The organism is Brevibacterium sp. S111 (assembly GCF_004745075.1).
Classification (GTDB): domain Bacteria; phylum Actinomycetota; class Actinomycetes; order Actinomycetales; family Brevibacteriaceae; genus Brevibacterium.
In genome coordinates, this window is record NZ_RHFH01000005.1 from 129,536 (window position 1) to 148,336 (window position 18,801).

At 66.5% G+C, this 18,801-nt stretch carries 16 protein-coding genes; 4 read left to right on the forward strand and 12 right to left on the reverse strand.

Annotation, left to right across the window (positions count from 1 at the left end):
- Positions 1-225: 225 nt before the first annotated feature.
- The 6 genes from EB836_RS07515 to EB836_RS07540 form a co-directional block, all read right to left on the reverse strand.
- A complete protein-coding gene (locus tag EB836_RS07515; RefSeq protein WP_135539055.1) occupies positions 226-1,095 on the reverse strand; it encodes a hypothetical protein in 870 nt (289 codons plus the stop codon).
- A 300-nt stretch (positions 1,096-1,395) separates the two neighbouring features.
- Complete coding sequence (locus EB836_RS07520; RefSeq protein ID WP_135539057.1) at positions 1,396-3,027, reverse strand: long-chain-fatty-acid--CoA ligase; 1,632 nt, start codon at positions 3,025-3,027, stop codon at positions 1,396-1,398.
- Positions 3,028-3,249: 222 nt separating this feature from the next.
- A complete protein-coding gene (locus EB836_RS07525) occupies positions 3,250-4,011 on the reverse strand; it encodes an enoyl-CoA hydratase-related protein (protein ID WP_135539059.1) in 762 nt (253 codons plus the stop codon).
- A 182-nt stretch (positions 4,012-4,193) separates the two neighbouring features.
- On the reverse strand, positions 4,194-4,766 hold the full coding sequence (locus EB836_RS07530) for a GNAT family N-acetyltransferase (RefSeq protein ID WP_135539061.1): 573 nt from the start codon (positions 4,764-4,766) through the stop codon (positions 4,194-4,196).
- A gap of 75 nt (positions 4,767-4,841) precedes the next feature.
- Positions 4,842-6,065 carry a PLP-dependent aspartate aminotransferase family protein gene (locus tag EB836_RS07535; protein ID WP_135539063.1) on the reverse strand — a complete coding sequence of 408 codons (1,224 nt, stop codon included), beginning with the start codon at positions 6,063-6,065 and terminating at the stop codon, positions 4,842-4,844.
- Between the two features lie 94 nt (positions 6,066-6,159).
- Positions 6,160-7,077, reverse strand: coding sequence for a LysR substrate-binding domain-containing protein (locus tag EB836_RS07540; protein WP_135539065.1), 918 nt, complete (start codon positions 7,075-7,077; stop codon positions 6,160-6,162).
- An 86-nt stretch (positions 7,078-7,163) separates the two neighbouring features.
- On the opposite strand from EB836_RS07540, the gene EB836_RS07545 reads away from it, so the two are divergent.
- Positions 7,164-8,273 (forward strand): putative sulfate exporter family transporter, encoded by a 1,110-nt coding sequence (locus EB836_RS07545; protein ID WP_135539067.1) that lies wholly within the window; start codon positions 7,164-7,166, stop codon positions 8,271-8,273.
- A 197-nt stretch (positions 8,274-8,470) separates the two neighbouring features.
- Positions 8,471-9,913, forward strand: a complete 1,443-nt coding sequence (locus EB836_RS07550; RefSeq protein WP_135539069.1) for an SLC13 family permease — start codon at positions 8,471-8,473, stop codon at positions 9,911-9,913.
- A 216-nt stretch (positions 9,914-10,129) separates the two neighbouring features.
- Here EB836_RS07550 and EB836_RS07555 read toward each other — a convergent pair whose 3' ends face one another.
- Entirely contained in the window at positions 10,130-10,717 is a 588-nt protein-coding gene (locus EB836_RS07555; protein ID WP_135539071.1) for a GNAT family N-acetyltransferase, read from the reverse strand.
- A 166-nt stretch (positions 10,718-10,883) separates the two neighbouring features.
- Between EB836_RS07555 and EB836_RS07560 the strand changes: the two genes are divergently transcribed.
- Positions 10,884-11,210: a GNAT family N-acetyltransferase gene (locus EB836_RS07560; protein ID WP_135539073.1), complete on the forward strand. Its 327-nt coding sequence runs from the start codon at positions 10,884-10,886 to the stop codon at positions 11,208-11,210.
- Positions 11,211-11,361: 151 nt separating this feature from the next.
- On the opposite strand, the gene EB836_RS07565 is transcribed toward EB836_RS07560, so the two are convergent.
- Positions 11,362-12,348, reverse strand: a complete 987-nt coding sequence (locus EB836_RS07565; protein ID WP_167854393.1) for an alcohol dehydrogenase catalytic domain-containing protein — start codon at positions 12,346-12,348, stop codon at positions 11,362-11,364.
- Positions 12,349-12,425: 77 nt separating this feature from the next.
- On the reverse strand, positions 12,426-13,802 hold the full coding sequence (gene shiA / locus EB836_RS07570) for a shikimate transporter (protein ID WP_135539077.1): 1,377 nt from the start codon (positions 13,800-13,802) through the stop codon (positions 12,426-12,428).
- A 187-nt stretch (positions 13,803-13,989) separates the two neighbouring features.
- Between shiA and EB836_RS07575 the strand changes: the two genes are divergently transcribed.
- On the forward strand, positions 13,990-14,787 hold the full coding sequence (locus EB836_RS07575; RefSeq protein WP_240689701.1) for an IclR family transcriptional regulator C-terminal domain-containing protein: 798 nt from the start codon (positions 13,990-13,992) through the stop codon (positions 14,785-14,787).
- Positions 14,788-14,978: 191 nt separating this feature from the next.
- Here the strand turns inward: EB836_RS07575 and EB836_RS07580 are convergent, their stop codons facing one another.
- The 3 genes from EB836_RS07580 to galU form a co-directional block, all read right to left on the reverse strand.
- Positions 14,979-17,000 carry a hypothetical protein gene (locus tag EB836_RS07580; protein ID WP_135539081.1) on the reverse strand — a complete coding sequence of 674 codons (2,022 nt, stop codon included), beginning with the start codon at positions 16,998-17,000 and terminating at the stop codon, positions 14,979-14,981.
- A 109-nt stretch (positions 17,001-17,109) separates the two neighbouring features.
- Positions 17,110-17,715, reverse strand: a complete 606-nt coding sequence (locus tag EB836_RS07585; RefSeq protein ID WP_135539083.1) for a GNAT family protein — start codon at positions 17,713-17,715, stop codon at positions 17,110-17,112.
- A gap of 162 nt (positions 17,716-17,877) precedes the next feature.
- The gene (galU, locus tag EB836_RS07590; RefSeq protein ID WP_135539085.1) at positions 17,878-18,780 is read right to left on the reverse strand and encodes a UTP--glucose-1-phosphate uridylyltransferase GalU; all 903 of its coding nucleotides are present in this window, start codon (positions 18,778-18,780) and stop codon (positions 17,878-17,880) included.
- Positions 18,781-18,801: the final 21 nt, after the last annotated feature.

Sequence of the window (18,801 nt, forward strand, 5' to 3'; positions counted from 1 at the left end):
CGCCCGCCCCTCCCCCAGCTGCTGGCTGGTTGCCACTCGCCGCCACTGGCTGGTTGCTGCCACTCGCCGCCGCGGGCTGGCCGTTCACCGAAAAACGGGTTGGCTGCCGAAAAACGCCTGCACGCAGGCGGGTGTCGGCAGCCAACCCGTTTTTCGACGCCTGCCGCGTAGCACGGGGCGTGTGGGCGGGGCAGCCGACGGCTCGGGCCGTCGCTGCTGTCGCGGCTAATGTCGCCGCTGCTGCTGGTGTTGCATGCCGTCGAGGCAGCGTTTGATTTCGGCGAAGACCTTCGGACGGAACAGGTCGCCGAATGTCAGATTGAAGACTCGGTAGCCGGCATTGAGCAGATTCATGTTTCGCTGATGGTTTGCCTTCGCTGCCGCATCGGGACCATCGGGATGCAGGTAATACTTGCCCACTCCATGCACCTCGACGACGACCGGAAGAGTCTCGTGCTGGAAATCGTTGCGAGCGATGAAAGCTCCGGCCGCAGTTCGGACGTCGACCTGTGGGACCATTCCCGTGATGCCGTGCTCGTGGAACCGAACCGCACACAGCGCTTCAGATGCCGCCTCGAAGAGTTCGCTCGAAATCTCCAGCGCCAGCCGCGCTCGTCGCACTCCGCGCGAACCGTTCATCAACAGCCGCCGGATCTCCTCCCGGGTCATGCCATGATCCCTCAGCGCCTGTGAGATCAGGGGAACAGACACCTCGAGAGAATGGTCGAGAGCGATATCAGCGAGGGTGCGCCTCAGGCTGGTGACCGGATAGCTGTTTCGCAGCGCGACCTCATCAGCGGGCACCGCGCGGGAGTAGACATACAGGCCGGGATAGCTGCGGGTAGGTGCTCGCCTCGACACCTCCACCCGCTCGGCCCCGATGATGGTCGGGTCGAGACCGTGGATGAGCCCTGCCGAGATATGCGAGAAGACATCGCTTCGAAGCAGTGAGTCGCGCCGACAGGCGATCTGAAGTCGGAGTCTCTCCGCGTCATCCCGGATATCCCCGTGGAACCTTGGGAAAGTGATCCCCTGCTCGGTGGAGAACTGCGCGAGCACTGCATGATGGGGCTTCTCACACGTGCTCAGAACCACGAACCACCCTCGACGAGCACGGTAGAGGCAGCAATCGACAGCCTCAGCGAGATGCGCCCGGGGCATTCCGAGGTCATCGAGCTGCTTCCTCGTCAGCACTTTGTACATGAGATAAGTATTGCGTCAAACTGCATCTAACGCAATCAAACACCATCAATAAACACATTCTCTCGCAGCCTCACACATCCACCACCCAGCGCCATCACCAGCCCTCGGTCGGCGAAAAACTGGCTGAGCGCCGAAAAACGCGGGCGCACAACCGTTATTCGGCCATGCACCCGCGTTTCGACGAGCGGAGTCTTAGTTCTCTTCCCAGTTCTTGCGCAGCAGCTTCTTGTCGAGCTTGCCCACCGAGGTGCGCGGCATCTCCTCGACGACGTTGACCTCGTCAGGCATCTGCCACTTGGCGAAACGCGAACTCAGCGTTTCGATGATCAAGTCCCGGGTCACCTCGGCGCCGGGGTTGGGAACGACGTACGCGATCGGGCGCTCGTCCCACTTCTCATCGGGAACACCGATGACGGCGGCCTCACTGACGTTCGGGTTGTCGAGGATCGCGTTCTCCATGTCGATCGACGAGATCCACTCGCCTCCGGACTTGATGACGTCCTTGAGGCGGTCGGTGATCTTGAGGTAGCCGAACTCGTCGATGGTGCCGACGTCGCCAGAGCGCCACCATCCGTCGAGGAAGCGGTCGGCGTTGTCGGGCAGCTGATAGTACGACTCGGTGATCCACGGACCGCGCATGACGATCTCTCCCATGGATTTCCCGTCCCGCGGCAGCTCGTTGCCTTCGGGGTCGACGGTCTTCATCTCGACGCCGATGATCGGCAGACCCTGCGAGCGCTTGAGGTCCCAGCGGGCCTCTTCGTCGAGTTCCATGCCGGGCTTGAGCGCCCAGTTCGTCGTCACCAGCGGCGTGGTCTCGGTGGCACCGTAGCCGTGGATGACGTCGGCGCCGGTGATCTCCTTGAACCCGCGCATCATCGACAGCGGCGGCTCGGAGGATCCGGAGACGAGGCGGACACCGCTGAGATCAGGGGCCTGCGGCAGCTTCTTCATCATCTGGAGCATCGGACCGAAGATCGCCGGAGCGCCATTGGCCAGGGTCACCTTCTCATCGATGAAGGCCTGACCGATGGCACCGAACTCCTCGGCGGCGAACTTGCCCGGCAGCACGAGTTTGGCACCGGCGGCCACCGCGTTCTGGGGGAAGCCCCAGGACAGGACGTGGAACATCGGGGTGATCGGCATGACGCAGTCGTCGAAGGTCGCGTTCAACGCGGCCAGACCGCCCATGGTGTGCAGGTAGATCGACCGGTGGGAGTAGTACACGCCCTTGGGTCGGCCCGTGGTCCCGGTCGTGTATCCGGCGTAGGCCGCGGTCTTCTCGTCGATGACCGGCCAGTCATAGGTCTCGGGCTTGTCGCCGATGAGATCTTCATAGAAGACGACGTTGTCCAGGCTCGTCTCGATCTCGCTCGCAGGCTTGTCGGTCATCACGACCCACCCCTTGACGTCGAGTTTCGGGGCCAGGGACTCGGCGACCGTCAGGAGCGTTTCGTCGACGAAGATCCAGTCGGACTTCGAATGGCTGACGACGTAGGCGAGGTCTTCGGGTGCCAGGCGCAGGTTGAGCTGCAGCATGGTTGCGGCCACGCCGGGCACGGAGAAGTAGAGCTCGAGGTGGCGGCGGGAGTTCCAGTCGAGGACACCGACCATGGACCCGGCACCGACGCCGAGTTCGCCGAGGCCGTGCGCGAGCTGCGCCATGCGCTTGAACTCGTCGGCGTAGTTCGACCGTCCCCACGATCCGTCCGAGCGGCGGTAGACGACCTCGGAGTTGCCGAAGACGGTGGCCGCATGGCGGATGAGGTTGGTGGTGTTGAGCTGGTAGCTGTCGCCCTGGGTGGACGCGATTCCTGTCAGCATGAGACTCCTTCGTTCGCGCTCTGGTCCTGCCGTGGCCCGAGGGCCGCAGCAGAGGAATGGGGTGATCACCGCTTTCAGCGGCGGGTGATCCTACCGTCGACCGCCGGGTGCCCGGTGGGCGGTCATCACCGTCAGACTATCCGTGTCGGGACAGTGGGCAACGGTTCGGACAGGAACGTTATCAAGCGGTGATGGACCCGTCCGCCCGCCGAGGCGCGGCTGTCATTCGCCGGTGAACTTCGGCGCCCGTTTGCCGACGAATGCGGCGACGCCTTCGCTGAAGTCCCTGCTCGCGCGCAGTCCCGCCTGGCCGTCGACCTCACGGTCGAAGGCGTCGTCGAGGGATGTCAGACTCGACTCGTTGATCGCCTGCTTCGAAGCGGCCAGCGCCTGTGGTGCGCCTTGAGCGAACTGGGCCGCGAGTTCCTTGGCCCGGTTGAGCTGTTCACCGGCGGAGGCAACCTCGCTGGCCAGCCCCCAAGCGTAGGCGTCGGCGGCGTGGAGCTTCTCCGCCGTCAGTGCCATCCGCAGCGCGCGGTGACGACCCGCCGAGGCGGCCACGAGAGCCGTGGCTCCGCCGTCGGGCATGAGACCGATCTTCGTGAACGGGAGCATGAGGTAGGATTCCTCGCTCATCACCACGTAGTCGCATGCCAAGGCCAGGGAGCAGCCGATGCCGGCCGCGGGCCCCGAGACCGCTGCGAGCGTGGGGATCGGTGCGTCGATGATCGAACGGATGATGTCGTTCGCTCCGGCGAGGTCGATGCTGGCATCCGTCGCGGCCTCACCGCGCAGGTCGGCACCGGAGCTGAAGGCCCGGTCGCTGCCGGTGAGGACGAGGGCCCGAGAGTTCGCGGCCGCCTCGGCGACGGCTGCGCCGATGGCTTGGAACGTCTCCTGGTTGAGTGCGTTGAGGCTCTCCGGGCGGTTGATGGTCACGGTCGTGACATCGCCGCTGACCTCGGTGAGAACACTGGTGGACAATGCGTCTCCTTCGTACGTATCCGGTGGTGGATCGTGTGCTTCGTGCAGCTGTCGGGGATGGCGGGGCTTGTACAGTCACACGTCCGCGAGGGGCGCATGAGCGTCATCCGCCACTTTAACGTACGTTAAGTTGATCTGCGTCACATGTCCGCGACGAATCTCCGGTGCCATGTCGGCGCGCCTCAGTTGAGCGTCGCGTCCAGCTGGGCAGGAGTGAGTTCGCGATCGGCGAAGACGAGGCGGACGGCCGCCGGGTCCGGGTTGCCTGCGTCCGGTGCCCGGTGGACCAGCTCGAGCCCGAGCTTGCGAGCCACCACCTCCGACGCGGTGTTGTGTTCGAGCAGATACGCCACGATCGGCAGCTCGGCGTCGATGTTCGTGGCCGCCGCGATCGCATCGCGTGAGACCGCAGTGGCCAGCCCCTGCCCCTGAGCTTCGGGCCGGAACCGGTATCCGAGGTTCCAGAACGCTCCGGTCGCGCGGCGGGAGGCGCCGGGTCCGGGCACACCGCGCAGCGAGCATCCGCAATGGCCGAGGATCTGCCCGCCGGACGTCCGCCTGACCATCCACGGTCCGATCCCGTCGAGCTCCCACTGCGAGTCGAGTCGGACGAGGATCGCCTCGGCTTCCTCCCGCTCCGTCATCCGCCCGCTGGGCAGGTGCCCCCACACCCGCGGGTCGGCGTCGATGGCGAAGAACTGCTCGAGATCGTCCGCGCTCGGCCGGTCGAGCACATAGTCGGGTGCTTGTCCCATCAGGACCGACTTCCCATTACGACCGACTTCCCATCAGCTCGGGCTTCCCATCAGGTCTAACTGTCTGTCAGCCCTTCAGCCCAACGCGGCTTCGAGGTCGGCCCACAGGTCTTCGAGGTTCTCGATGCCCACGCTCAGCCGGATGAGCCCCTCGGGCACGGTGACGGGTTCGGAAGGGTGCCGCCGACGGCGTTCGATGAGGGACTCCACCCCGCCCAGGGATGTCGCCGGGGTCCACAGTCGGACCGCCTCGGCGATGGCGGTGGCCTTCTCTGCGGTGTCGACGGTGAAGGCGATGATCGCACCGAACCCGCTCATCTGCTCACTCGCGCGGGCATGTCCGGGATCGTCGAGCAGCCCCGGATAGCGGGTCTCGACGACGCCCGCGTGGGCGGTGAGGCGTTCGGCGATGGCCTGAGCGTTGGCCTGGGCGCGGTCGAGACGCACGGCCAAGGTGCGCAGTCCGCGCAGAGCCAGCCAGACTTCGAAGGGCCCGGCGATCGCCCCGCGCATCGAGCGTTCGGTGTGCAGCCGCTCCCGCAGTTCGACACTGCTGGTCAGGGCCGCGCCGAGGACGACATCGGAGTGCCCGGCGAGGTACTTCGTCACCGAATGGACGACGATATCGGCGCCCAGGTCGAGCGGAGTCTGCAGCAGCGGTGTGGCGAAGGTGTTGTCGACGGTGACGAGGAACCCGCGATCACGCGCGGCCGTCGTCAGCGCCGGCACGTCGGCGACTTCGAGCATCGGGTTCGTCGGCGATTCGATCCACAGCATTCCGAGCCCGGACTCGGACCCGACGCGGCCCTCCCCCGCCGAGGCGGCCGCCGCGTCCGCTGCCGCCGTTCGCGTCGACGCTTCGTCGAGGGCGGCGATGACCGCCTCGGTGTCGGCGATGTCGACGGTGACGAGGTCGAAGCCCTGACGGTGAGCGATCTGCTCGGCCGAGGCGAGCGCTCCCTGATAGCTGTGCGTCGGGATGACGAGGGTGCCGCCGGCCGGAACCAGGCTGATGACCGCGGAGATCGCGGCAAGCCCGGAGCCGAAGACGAGCCCGGGCAGAGCGGAGTGTTCGAGCGAACCGAGCGCCTCTTCGAACGGTGACCAAGCCGGGGTGTCGAAGCGAGCGTAGGCATAGGGTGAGGCGTCGATGTCCCCGGTGCTGACGAAGGTCGAGGACAGGTCGATCGGCGGGTTCACCGAAGCACCGTCGGTGCGCGGGGGCCGCCCGGTTTCGACGACGAGGGTGTCCGGGGCGAACTTCGGGCTGGCAGCGGTTTCGGGTTCTCGGGATGTCATGTGCCCAATATATGCCCACCGCATGACCAGAAACGCAGGTGGTGCCGCGACCGTGCTTCACCGCGCCGCCTCGCCGCGGCCTGCGCGATTCCACTCAGCCGAGGCTGCTGACCATGTGCTCGAGGAGGAGCCGCGCCCCGGCGGTCTGACGCCTGGTCGGTGACCACACGGCGTGGAGTTCGCGGGAGAGGTCGACGTTGTCTTCGACCGGCAGCGGCAGCAGTCGCCCGGCCCGGAAGTCATCGCGCAGCGCCAGCTCGGACAGCACCGCCGGTGCGATCGCGGTGGCAGCGGCGATGCGCAGCGCCGAGTTCGAGCCGTACTCCCCGGCCATCCTCACCCCGCCCACGGAGTCCAATGCCGAGTCGATGACCTCCCTCGTCCCCGAGCCGACCTCACGGACGAGCAGGGGAACCTCCGCGAGCGCCTCGGCGGTGATCGGCTTCGTCCAGGCTCCGGCGAACTGCGGGGCACAGGCGATCATGAGGCGGTCACGGCCGACGACCGCGGCGTTGAGCCCCGTCGGCCGGGACACGGATTCGATGAGACCGAGGTCGCAGGTCTGCTGGCGCACCCGATCGATGACGGTCGCCGAGTTCTCCACGGACAGTCCGATGTCGATCTGCGGGTGCGCGGCGCGGAATGTCGTGAGGTGGTGGGGCATGAGGTATTCGGCCACCGTCAGTGAGGCGCTGACCTTGACGGTGCCGGCGCGGGCGTCCTGGATGGCTCGCGCTCCGGCGTAGAGGGTGTCATAGGCTTCGATGACCTTCGAGGCCCATTCGGCGACAGCCCGGCCCTCGACGGTGAGTTCGGTCCCGCGCGGCGAACGCCGCAGCAGCGGCACCTTGAGATCGCGTTCGAGATTGCGCAGGCTGCGCGAAGCGTTCGGCTGCGCGAGGTCGAGCTGGGCGGCGGCCTGACCGATCGACCGCGCATTGCCGCTGAGCGCGACCAGCAGGCCGAGGGCCTGGAGTTCGGGCCAGTCCTTCATCTCCGCGAGATCATGCATACCCCCATCATGCCATATCGATTTCATATGGGTTGCTTCGAAATCACCGTCTACCGGGCCCGGAACAACGTTGACACACTGAAGTCATGAATCGAATTGCATCCCTCTTGCCCGGTCTCGCCGTCGCCGCTGCGGCCACGGCAGTCGCGTGGCCGATCTCCATGCTCCTGCCCGTACTCTCCCCGCTGCTCGTCGCCATCGTGCTCGGCATCCTGCTGGGCAACCTCGTGCCCAACCTGCCCGAGACATTCATGCCCGGGCTCAACTTCGCCGCGAAGCCGCTGCTGCGTCTGGGCATCGTCGCCCTCGGCGCACAGGTCGTGCTCGGTGACATCCTCGATCTCGGCTGGCTCGTCCTCGTCCTCGCCGCTGTCATCGTCGCCGCAGGAATCCTCTCCGCCCTGGCACTGGCGAAGCCACTCAAGGTCGACCGCCCCCTGGCAGTGCTCATCGGCAGCGGCTTCGGCATCTGCGGCGCCGCGGCCGTCGCCGGCATCGAATCGACGCTGAAGTCGAAGAAGGAGGATGTGGCCGCCGCCATCGGCCTCGTCGTCCTCTTCGGCACCTTGATGATCGCGATCGTGCCGTCCCTGTCGACGGCGATGGGCCTGTCCCCGGAGACCGCCGGCATGTGGGGCGGAGCCGCCACCCATGAAGTCGCTCAGGTCGTCGCGATCGGCGGCATCATCGGGCCCGCCGCGCTCGAGATCGCCGTCCTCGTCAAGCTCGCCCGCGTCATCATGCTCGCCCCCACCGTCGCAGTGTTCAGCTACGCCGTGCGCCGCAGCGAGGCGAAGGCGATGACCACCGGCACCGAGGCGGCCCCCGGATCGGGTGCGACCACCACGGCAGGTGCCCGCTCGGGATCGACCGACAGCGGTGCGGGTTCGGGCTCGACGACGACCACCGCGGAGAAGGCTCCGGCGCCGACCAAGCGTCCGCCGATCGTGCCGCTCTTCGTTGTCGGCTTCCTCGTCATGGCGGCCCTGCGCACCTTCGGCCTGCTGCCCGAATTCGCGGTCACCGGTCTCAACTGGGTGCAGACGGTGTGTCTGGCCATGGCGATGTTCGCCCTCGGCCGTGGAGTCCAGTGGCGTTCGCTGAAGAACCTCGGCGCCCGCCCGCTGGCTCTGGCCGCACTGGTGACGATCGTCGTCGCCCTCCTCGCCCTCGGCGGAGCCGTCCTGCTCACCTGAGTCGGGCGCCCCGTCTCACACAGCGCATCCCCATCTCGGGCCGCCGGCACCCGCCGGCGGCCCGCTGTTTGTGCCGTTATTCGGGATTTTTCGAGCGGTCGGACACACGGATCCTTTACCGGTCGGTAACGCTGGTAGTGTCTCTCAGCAAATCGCCCAGCGATGCTCAGTGTCGCTTCAGCCTTTGCGAGGACTTCATGCTCATACAGATCATCGCTCTGCTCATCTTCGTCGCGCTCTTCGCCATCGGCGCGGTCCGCGGCGTGCAGATCGGCGTGCTCATGCTCGTCGGCGCTGCCGGAACCGGACTGCTGCTCACCGACATGGTCGTCGAGGACATCATCGCCGAGTTCCCGCTCGACATCATGGTCCTCCTCGCCGGAGTGACCTACTTCTTCGCCATCGCCCAGGAGAACGGCACCGTCGATCGGATCATCGATTGGGCACTGGAGCGCGTCGGCTCCTCGGCAGTGCTCCTGCCGGCGGTCTTCTTCGTCATCACCGGCTGCATTGCCGCCATGGGTGCCCCGCTGGCGGGCCTCGTGATGATGCCCGTGGGCATGCAGGTCGCCCGCAAATACGGAGTCGACTACGCGCTCATGGGCCTAGCGATCTGCTTCGCCATCGGCGCCGGCGGCTTCGCCCCGACCAGCCTCTACGGCATCGTCACCTACAGCACCGCGCGCGGGGCCGGCATCGACCTCTCCCCCTATGTGCTCTTCGGCATCGCCGTCGTCACCTACCTCATCATGCTCGTCGTCGCCTACTTCATGTACGGACGGTCGCTGTTCGGCCGGAACTCCGCGGCAGCCGTCGCGAGCCGGGCGGGAGCCGGGTCGACCGAAGCCGGCGCTGACGGCTCCGATGACACTGATTCTGCCGGGACCGGTTCTGCCGGGACGGATGCGAGCTCACGGATCTCTCGCGGCTCCGCCTCGGCGACGAAGGTGGCCTTCGGTGAGGACGACGAGGACGAGGCGCTCTTCGGCTCCTCGAGCTCGGAGCACACCGGCGACTCCGCACCGTTCACGTTCGTGCAGATCCTCACCGTCATCTTCATGATCGGGCTCATCGGCACCGTCGTCGTGCTCGCAGCGATCGGCAAGGATCCGGACATCGGTCTGCTGTGCTTCATGTTCGGAGCGATCCTCTCCCTCGTCGACCCGAAGACCGGCAAGGCCGCGCTGCCGAAGATCGACTGGTCGACCGTGCTGCTCGTCGGCGGCATCATCACCTTCGTCGGCGTGCTGCAGAATATGGGTGCCGTCGACCTCCTCGGTCAGGGTGCCGAAGCGATCGGTTCGCCGCTCATCGCCGCTTTCGTCCTCTGCGTCGTCGGCGGACTCGTGTCCGCGTTCGCGTCGACCACGGGTATCCTCGCCGCCCTGGTGCCGCTGGCCCTGCCGCTCATCGCCGCGGGCGGGGTGCCCGGGTGGGCGCTCATCGCGGCGTTGGGTGTGTGCTCGGCCGTCGTCGACGTCTCGCCGTTCTCGACGCTGGGCGCCACGGTCGTCGCGACCGCCCCCGTCGAGGACAAGCCGCGCCTGACGCGCATCCTCGTGAAGTTCGGCATGTCGATGGTGATCATCGGGCCGGTCGCGCTCGTCGGCGGCCTGGTTGTGCCCGCGATGATCTTCTGAGGCCGAGCGCCTTTCCGCTCACTGTGAAGCGCGCGGGTCCGCCCCGACAATCAGGCTGAGCGCCGAAAAACGGGCTGGCGCCACAACCTGCCGCCGAAAAACGGGTTGAGCGCCGAGGAACGGGAGTCTGCGTGCGTGCCTCGGCACTCCACCCGTTTTTCGGCGATGGCGGCTGGCTGGCACCCTGGCAGCTCGCGGGGCAGACCCGCAGCGAGCTCAGCTCAACCGTTTACGCAGCAGCACGAACTCGAGGTCGTCGACCTTCGGCACTCCGAAGCGTTCGTCGCCGTACGGGAAGGGCTCGACTTCTCCCGTGCGTTCATAGCCGCGCCGTTCGTAGTAGGCGATGAGCTCTTCGCGTCTGTTGATCACGCTCATCGACATCGCGTGTGCGTTCCACCGTTCGACCACCCATGCCTCGGCGAGGTCGATCAGCGCCGACCCCACTCCCTTGCCCTGCCCGAGCGGGGACACCGCGAGCACCCCGAGATAAGCCTCCCCGTCTGCGGGTTCGCGCACGTACACGCTGGCCACTGCCCGGCCTTGGGCGTCGCGGACGAGCAGGATCGCGGAGTCCGCCTCGGCGAGCATGGCCTCAGCCATCGGAGCGTCGAGGCGCTGTCCGTCGAGCAGGTCGGCCTCGGTCGTCCACCCCTGCTTCGACCCCTCACCGCGGTAGGCCGAGGAGACGAGTTCGACATAGTCGGCGATGTCGGCGGCGGTGAGTTCGGCGACTTCGAACCCGGCCTCGCCCAGGTTCAGACGGTGCGCATCGACCGTGGTCGCCGAGGGGTGTGAGGACATGCGGGTGACTCCTAAGTGAGATGACGGACAGCGGCAGTCGGCGCTCGACCGCTGCCGGATACTGCACCAGGCTAGTGCCTGCCGCGCTGACAGAACTATAGTGTCAGCTGTCAGGACAATGACATTCGCGCAGTGCCACCGGCACGGACATTCGGGAGGAATGACCATGGACATCGAAATCTCCGGAGAGACCTTCACCATCGCCGAGGATGCTGCGGCCCACCGTTTCACCATCGCCCATGCCGGCAAGGTCATCGGCGCAGCCGATTACGTCGACCGTGAGGCCGGCCCTGACGACACCGCCGAAGGCACCGTGCGCACCTTCACCCACACGAATGTGTCCCCCGAATGGGGTGGACGCGGCCTGGCCGGCCAGCTCGTGCGCTATGCGCTCGAGACCAGCGCCGAGGCGGGGCTGAAGTTCCGCACCACGTGCTCCTACGTACAGAATTTCCTGCAGAAGAACACAGAGTTCGACAAGTACGTCGCCTGAGTTTCAGTTCGCACTCCGTCGACCGGTGGTCGGTCGTCGACTGATCATCAGTCCTGCGTTCGCTCGTCAGCCGGGACTCGGCGCACCGAATGAGGGACACCCTGCCGAGGCACCTCTGCCCAGAAGCTCCTTGCCGACCCCGAGGAGGAGGTCACAAGCGCATATCGACCCACTGCTTGACGCCGCTGCGGCGTTCGGCACCTGCCGTGAAGAGGCTCGGCACCGCGGAGAGCGCGACCGACGATCCCAGGATCCTCTCCGTGGGGACGGTGGGAAGCAGGGCGACCGCCGCGGCCATGTCGTTCGGGTGCTCATAGATGAAGGAACCACTGATCCGCAGCTGCTTCTGGACGATGTCGAAACTCGAAGCGCCGAGGTGGTGGTGGTCCTCCCCGACGAGCGTGACGGTCGCGAAGGGCATGAGGTGGTCGACGACGGATGCCAGAGCCTCGGGCACCCCTGCCGCGTCGATGACCGCATCGGGGGCGGGGCTGGTGCCCGGCTCAAAGGGGCGGGCACCGAGCTCGACGGCGAGGGCTCGTCGTTCGGCCTGCGGTTCGCTGATATAGGGGCGATGTCCCTGGCCGCCGAGGATCATGGTCGCCAGCAGACCCTGCGACCCGGCCCCGAGGATGAGAGGCGTCTGCGAAGACGTCAGCCCCGCTCGCCGGATCGCCGCGGCGGCGACCGTCAGCGGTTCGGCGCACACAGCGCGTTCGATCGGCACGTCGTCAGGGATCCTGTGGCAGAAGTCGCTGGGATGGTCGATGACCTCGGCGAGGAACCCGGGTTGGGTGAGCACGCCCGCGCTGAGCCGGTGCGTGCACGCCGAGGTGGTGCCGAGCCGACAGTAGCGGCAGCTGCCGCAGGTGATATTGGGTTCGAGCACCACCCGGTCTCCGACGGTCCACTCGTCGTCTCCGAGCCCCACTTCGGTGACGACGCCGATGCCTTCATGGCCGAGCCTCCACGGGAGTTCCGGCGGCGTGCGGCCGCCTGAGGCCAAAGCGTGGTCGGTGCCGCAGATGCCCACTGCGAGCATCTGTATCCGCAGATGCCTGTCGGCCACGCGGCCTCGTGGTCTCGGGCTGATGAGGAGTTCGACTTGGCCGGCAGCGGTGATCTCGGCCGATCGCATCCGGCCATCCTGCGGGACGGGTCGTTGAGCAGCATGTTCGGCCAAGTGCGCAGTCCCGTGTTCGGCACCTCTGCGCATCAGACCGTTTCGGGCTTGAGCGCGACTGTCGCGGCAGAGGCACTGCTGCGTTCGGCCCTGCGTTCGACCTGCCACTGCCGGACGAGGTAGAGCGCGATTCCGATCGAGACGAGGCAGCCACCGGCAAGGTAGGCGCCGACGAGGTACCAGGTGCCTCCGCCGAGGCCGACGAGGAATGTGGCGATGAACGGAGTGAAGCCGCCGGCGATCGCACTGGCCAGCTGGTAGCCGACGCCGGCACCGCTGTAGCGGAATTCAGGGCTGAACATTTCGGCGAACAGCGGCTGTTGGACACTGACGACCGCGTCGTGGGCGATGTTGATCAGCAGGACCGCGAAGATGACGATTGCCACCAGATTGCCGCTCTCAAGAGCGAAGAAGAAGGGGATCGCGCTGACGAGGCCGACGATTCCGCCGGTGAGGTAGACGCGAAGGCGACCGAACTTGTCGGAGAGATAGGCGAACGCCGGGATCGTCACGATTCCCAGGCCGCCGACGACGAGGGTGACGTTGAGCATGACGCTGCGGTCGAAGCCGAGCTCATCGGTCGAATACGACAGTGCGAAGGTCGTGACGATGTACATGGTCAGCAGCTCGATGAAGCGCAGCCCCACGATCTGGAAGATCTGCGCCGGGTAGCGCTTGAATGCTTCGAGGATCGGCAGTTTCGCCACCTTGTCCTCGTCGGCGTTCTTCACTCGTTCGAGGTATTCGTCTGATTCCTGGACCCCGGCACGGATCCAGAGTCCGACGAGGACGAGCACTGCGCTGAAGAAGAAGGGAATCCGCCAACCCCAGGCCAGGAACGCCTCCGGGGAGAAGTTGCTGCTCAGAAGTGCCACCAGTCCAGTGGCCAAGAGGAGTCCGACGGAATAGCCGATCTGCACACCGCTGGAGAAGAAGGCACGCAGCTTCGGCGGCGCACTCTCCACCGCCATCAGAGCAGCTCCGCCCCATTCTCCGCCGACGGCGATGCCTTGGACGCAGCGCAGAAGCACGAGCATGGCCGGCGCCAACCAGCCGACAGTTCCGTAGGTGGGCAGGACGCCGATGAGTGCGGTCGCCACGCCCATGATCGTCATCGTCCAGATGAGCATCGACTTGCGGCCGATCCGGTCGCCGAAGTGCCCGAAGATGATGCCTCCCAGCGGCCGGAAGACGAAACCGACGCCGAAGGTCGCGAAAGCGGCGAGCGTGCCCGCATGGGAACTGTAGTCCGGGAAGAAGAGTTCGCCGAAGACCAGCGCGGCGACGATTCCGTAGAGGAGGAAGTCATACCATTCGACGACCGCCCCGATGAACGACCCCGCAGCCGCTCGTCTCGCCTGCTTGAGCTCGTCCGGTCCAGATGCTGTCCGGGCGTCTGCACTCGTCATGTCATTCCCCTTCGAATGGTGGGTCCTCTTCTGTCGGCGCACCGTCTGGATGTCGCCTCTGTCACAGTGCACAGTAGCACTTTGTTCGCTGTTCGTACACATGTGCATTATGCGCACACCACTGGCCGGACGGGATGCTTCTGAGGGCCGTACCGGTTGCCCTGGCCCCGGCAGATACCCTGGAGAGGTGAAATCAGAGTCGAATTCCAATCCGCAGCCCGCGTCCGGGGACCATTACGTGAAATCGGTGGAGAAGACGCTGGCCGTCCTCCTGGCGTTCAACACCGACAGTCCGCATCTTTCCGTCACTCAGGTGGCGAAGGCGACGAGTCTGACCCGAGCCGCGGCACGGCGCTTCCTCCTCACCCTCACCGACTTGGGGTATCTCAGTTCGGATGGACCGACCTTCTCCCTCACCCCGCGGGTACTCGACATCGGTGCCGGGTTCCTCGCCGGCCTGGATCTGCCGAAGATCGCCCAGCCGCATCTCAATCAGCTCGCTCACGAACTCGACGAGTCGGCGACACTGAGCATTCTCGACGGCGATGACATCGTCTACATCGCCCGTGCCGCCGCCCCGCGCCTCCACGCCGTGACCGTCAACCTGGGCAACCGTCTGCCGGCCTGGGCCACGTCGATGGGTCGCATGCTCATCGCCGAGCTGCCCGAAACCTTCCAACAGGAGTTCCTCGAGCGAGTCGAAATCTCGCCATTCACTGACCACACCGTCTCGTCTGCGGCCGAGCTCGGCAAGGAACTGCACCGCATCCGAGCCCAGGGATGGTGCCTGGTGTCCCAGGAGCTCGATGACGGACTGCGAGGATTGGCAGTCCCGGTCCGTCGGGGTCAGAATACTCTGGCCGCGCTCAACGTCTCCCTGCACACCTCACATCTTCGCGGTCTCTCGATCGAAGACGACCTGGTACCGCACCTGCAGCGGATCGCGGTGTCAATCGCCGAGGACTTCGGCGGTCGGGCGGACTGATCCGGCGCCGACGACGCCCTGCACACGAAGGTGCCCCGCACTCATCGGTGCGGGGCACATCGGGTCCACGCCGAGCGGTCAAGGACCTCAGATCAGGGAAGTCGGCCCCGCCTCGGCAGTCGGCAGGATCATCGGTGGCCCCTCCCTCGGCGAGTTCAGGTGCGGCGGCGAGTTCAGGCCCCTCTGCGGACTCAGGCGCGGCGGCGGGCGAGGACGTCGTTGACCGCTGAGAGGTCGGCGGACTTCGTGGTCCGGATCGCCTTACGGCCGTGCTCGAGCGGAGAGTCCTCACGGGCCGAGTCACTGAGTTCCGGACGGTAGCCGAGTTCCGCGGCGAACTGTGCGGCGATCTCCTCACGGCTGCGCGCTTCAGTCTCGTACGAGCTCGCATCGGCTGCGGTGGCTTTCGGCACCGCATGCTCAGCTTCCGGAGCGTCGACATAGCTGGGCACCGGCAGAGGCGTCGGCGACCAGCCGTCGCGTGACTTCAACCGCTGCATGAACGGATCTTCGACCTTCGGGGCGGCAGCGTCGAGTGACGCGTGCACGTCTTCATCGGCAGCGGTGCCCGCCGAGGCATCAGTGCCTTCTGCCTCGAGGTCTGCACCGAGAATGTTCGACGAGTCCGCATCAACGGAGCCTTGGGCCGGCTCGCCCCCGCCTGCCTCTGCGGCGGATGTCTCAGCTGTCGTCGTGTGCTCCTCTTCGCCCTTCGGAGCTTCCTCCGTGGTGCTGTCATCGACGATCGGAATCGGTCCGGTGAGCAGGACCTGGCGTGTCGTGTGGCCTTCGCTGGCTTCCTTGCGGATGCGCACGAGTGGAATCTCGCCGGTGTCGGCTTCTTCGCGAGACTTCTTCGCCTCGGTGCTGCGGTTCGCCTTCGCTTCTGCGCTGCGGGCCATGGCAGCACGAGCCTGTGCGGCCTTCGTCGTTCCGCTCGCACCCTGCGCCGCAGCGGCGATCCGAGCGGCGGTTCCGCTCGAGACCGGTGCCGCGGGGGCGCTGCCGGCGGCGGTTCTGTCTGAGGGCGCCACCGCGGTGGCGCTGCGCTGTTCCTTCACGTTCACGGTCGGGGCCTTCGCCTCCGAAGTGGACCGCGCGGAGGTCGACCGCGCGGAGGTCGACCGCGCGGAGGCGGACCGATCCGAAGTGGCCTGCGCCGAGGTGGCCCGCGTAGGTGCGGTGCTCGACTTCGGTGCAACGGGCTTCAGTCCGCGGAGGCGCTTCTTCACCTCGAATTTGCGCAGGTTGAGGGTGCGCACGATGAGCAGGGAGACGACGGCGAGGCCGAGGAAGACGCCGGCCAAAGCGATGTGCACGACCGAGAAGAGAGCGAGGACTCCGGACACGAGGATGCCGAGCATCGAGGCCAAGAAGACCAGCGCGAAGCCCTTCACCATCGTGTTCAGCGACTTCAGGGACTCGCGCAGAGTCGTTGCTTGCTCAGTCATCGCATGTTCCTCGTCGGTTCCGCTGCTGGGATGGGAAATCTGTGGACCGTTCTCTGATCGGGTGGACTCGACCTCGCCGAGGCGACCGCCCCGATCCGTGTCCGCCGCGCCATCGCGTGGTGCGCCGCCTCGGGGGCCCTGGCCGGTGACCGGTCGCGATCCGGACGATGCCGTGGAACCCGTCGCCGAGGTGCGCGGCGAGTGAGCCTGTGGGGTGCGTCCCGCCCCGGTCTGCTGCCGGCCCGCCTGGGAGCTGTCGTTGAACACTGCGTGGACGGCGGGGTGGAGCAGGCGCACGTTGTCGGCTCCGACTCCGGCGCCACCACCGGATGCGGCCCCACCGTGTCCGGCGGGGCCACGATCGGCAGACAACGCCGAGTGGGTCTCGCCGACCGCGACAGGTAGGACGTTGAGCTGGGAGTGTTCGGCCGCCTCGGGGATGGTGTGGCTCTGTCCATGGCCGTCGATGACGGCGAAGGCAGGAGTCGAGGCCGAGAGGCTCAGGGTCGGTGCGTCCTCGCCCGGGGAGACCTCCGGGCTCGGGACCGACGGCGTTCTGCGGGGTTTGTCGTGGAAGACCTGGGTGCGTTCCGAGTGGTCGTGCCCCGGGTTCGGAGTCTCGGCTGCGACGACGGCCGCGTTGTCGGGAACCGTGTCGATTTCGGCGCGCGAAAGTTCCGTCGCGGACTTCCGAATCATTGCGGGCACAGCAACGGCGAAGACCACGACGATGGCGATGACGACGATGATGCTGGTGTCCACACTGCCACCCTAAGTTGCACGCATCGACGAAGACGTGAAGGCACTAGGTGTGTCGGTCAAACGGGCACGAAGTTCACGCAATTCTCAGGCTGGGGCGGCAGAGATTCGCTCACTGCGGTGCGGTTCCGCTCGTCCCGTGCCGGTAAGCGGCGAGCAGGCCCTGCGGGACCTCCTCGGCGAGGAGAGCGAAGGTGCGGTGGTCGCACCACTGCCCGTCGATGTGCATATAGCGTTCGCGCAGCCCTTCGTCGCGCAGACCGAGCTTGTCGACCACACGCAGGCTCGCGGTGTTCTCCGGGCGGATGTTGATCTCGATGCGGTGGAGGCCGAGGGTGAAGAAGCAGTGGTCGGCGGCCATCGCCACGGCGACCGGGGTGATGCCGCGGCCGGAGACTCGCGAATCGATCCAGTAGCCGATCTGGCCGGACAGGATCGAGCCCCAGCTCAGACCGGAGACGGTGATCTGTCCTCGGAATTCACCGCCGACTTCGATGGCGAAGGGCACGCTCTGCCCACGTTTGGCCTGTTTGTCCTGCATCCGGACCATGGTGCGGAATCCAGGCAGCTCCTGGCCCGGAGCGGGCAGGGTCGCATCCCATGGGCGCAGCCAGTCGCGGTTGAAGCGGCGGACTTCTCGCCAGGCGTCTTCGTCGCGACGTCGCAGGGGACGCAGCACGATATCGGACCGGCGGTCAGTCAGGATGACAGGCCACACGCTGCTGCCCTCGCTCTCGGGTTCGGTTGCGGTCGGCTGTGCGGCCCGGGACGGAAGGACCGTGAGCCGCGGTCCGCTCGAGACCCGCGGTCCGCCCGAGACCCGCGGTCCGCCCGAGACCCGTGGTCCGACCGGGGTCCACAGCCCGCCCGGGGACCGTGGTCAGTCCAAGGTCGGGACGAACTCGCGCAGCCAACCCTTGAGGTCATCACCGAGGTCCTCACGATCACACGCGATCTGCACGACCGCCTTGAGGTAGTCGAGTTTGTCACCGGTGTCATAGCGGGCGCCCTTGAACACGACCCCGTAGACACCGTGCCCGTTCGCGTCACCGGCGAGTTCCTGGAGCGCGTCGGTGAGCTGGATTTCGTTGCCGCGTCCGGGCCCGGTCGTCTCGAGGACGTCGAAGATCTCCGGGGCGAGCACGTAGCGGCCGATGACGGCGAGGTTCGAGGGAGCATCCTCGGCGGCGGGCTTCTCCACCAGACCGGTGACCTTGACGACTTCGTCATCGGACGTGGTCTCGACGGCGGCACAGCCGTAGAGGTGGATCGCTTCGGGCGGGACCTCCATGAGTGCGACGACGCTGCCGCCGGTCTTCTCCGCGACTTCGATCATCTTCGGCAGGATCGGGCTGCGTTCGTCGATGAGGTCATCGCCGAGGAGGACGGCGAAGGGTTCGTTGCCGACGTGCTGGCGACCCTTGAGCACAGCATGGCCGAGGCCCTTCGGGTCACCCTGACGCACATAGTGGATATCGGCGAGCTCGGAGGGGTGACGCACAGCGGCGAGCTTCTCGTCGTCGCCCTTCTTCGCTAAGGCGGCTTCGAGTCCGTCGACCCGGTCGAAGTGGTCCTCGAGCGGTCGCTTGTTCCGGCCGGTGATCATCAGGACGTCCTGGAGGCCGGCATCGACGGCTTCTTCGACGACGTATTGGATCGCCGGTTTGTCGACGACGGGGAGCATTTCCTTCGGGGTGGCCTTTGTGGCGGGGAGGAACCGAGTTCCGAGACCGGCGACGGGGATCACGGCCTTGCGAACGGTGCACTGCGCTTCATCACTCATGAAGTCATCTTAACGAATCCG

Excerpts from the sequence above, each read along its gene's own strand:
- EB836_RS07520 (WP_135539057.1), bottom strand. The coding sequence starts at position 3,027 with ATGCTGACAGGAATCGCGTCCACCCAGGGCGACAGCTACCAGCTCAAC.
- EB836_RS07530 (WP_135539061.1), bottom strand. The coding sequence starts at position 4,766 with ATGGGACAAGCACCCGACTATGTGCTCGACCGGCCGAGCGCGGACGAT.
- EB836_RS07535 (WP_135539063.1), bottom strand. The coding sequence starts at position 6,065 with ATGACATCCCGAGAACCCGAAACCGCTGCCAGCCCGAAGTTCGCCCCG.
- EB836_RS07540 (WP_135539065.1), bottom strand. The coding sequence starts at position 7,077 with ATGCATGATCTCGCGGAGATGAAGGACTGGCCCGAACTCCAGGCCCTC.
- EB836_RS07545 (WP_135539067.1), top strand. The coding sequence starts at position 7,164 with ATGAATCGAATTGCATCCCTCTTGCCCGGTCTCGCCGTCGCCGCTGCG.
- EB836_RS07550 (WP_135539069.1), top strand. The coding sequence starts at position 8,471 with ATGCTCATACAGATCATCGCTCTGCTCATCTTCGTCGCGCTCTTCGCC.
- EB836_RS07555 (WP_135539071.1), bottom strand. The coding sequence starts at position 10,717 with ATGTCCTCACACCCCTCGGCGACCACGGTCGATGCGCACCGTCTGAAC.
- EB836_RS07560 (WP_135539073.1), top strand. The coding sequence starts at position 10,884 with ATGGACATCGAAATCTCCGGAGAGACCTTCACCATCGCCGAGGATGCT.
- EB836_RS07565 (WP_167854393.1), bottom strand. The coding sequence starts at position 12,348 with ATGCGATCGGCCGAGATCACCGCTGCCGGCCAAGTCGAACTCCTCATC.
- shiA (WP_135539077.1), bottom strand. The coding sequence starts at position 13,802 with ATGACGAGTGCAGACGCCCGGACAGCATCTGGACCGGACGAGCTCAAG.
- galU (WP_135539085.1), bottom strand. The coding sequence starts at position 18,780 with ATGAGTGATGAAGCGCAGTGCACCGTTCGCAAGGCCGTGATCCCCGTC.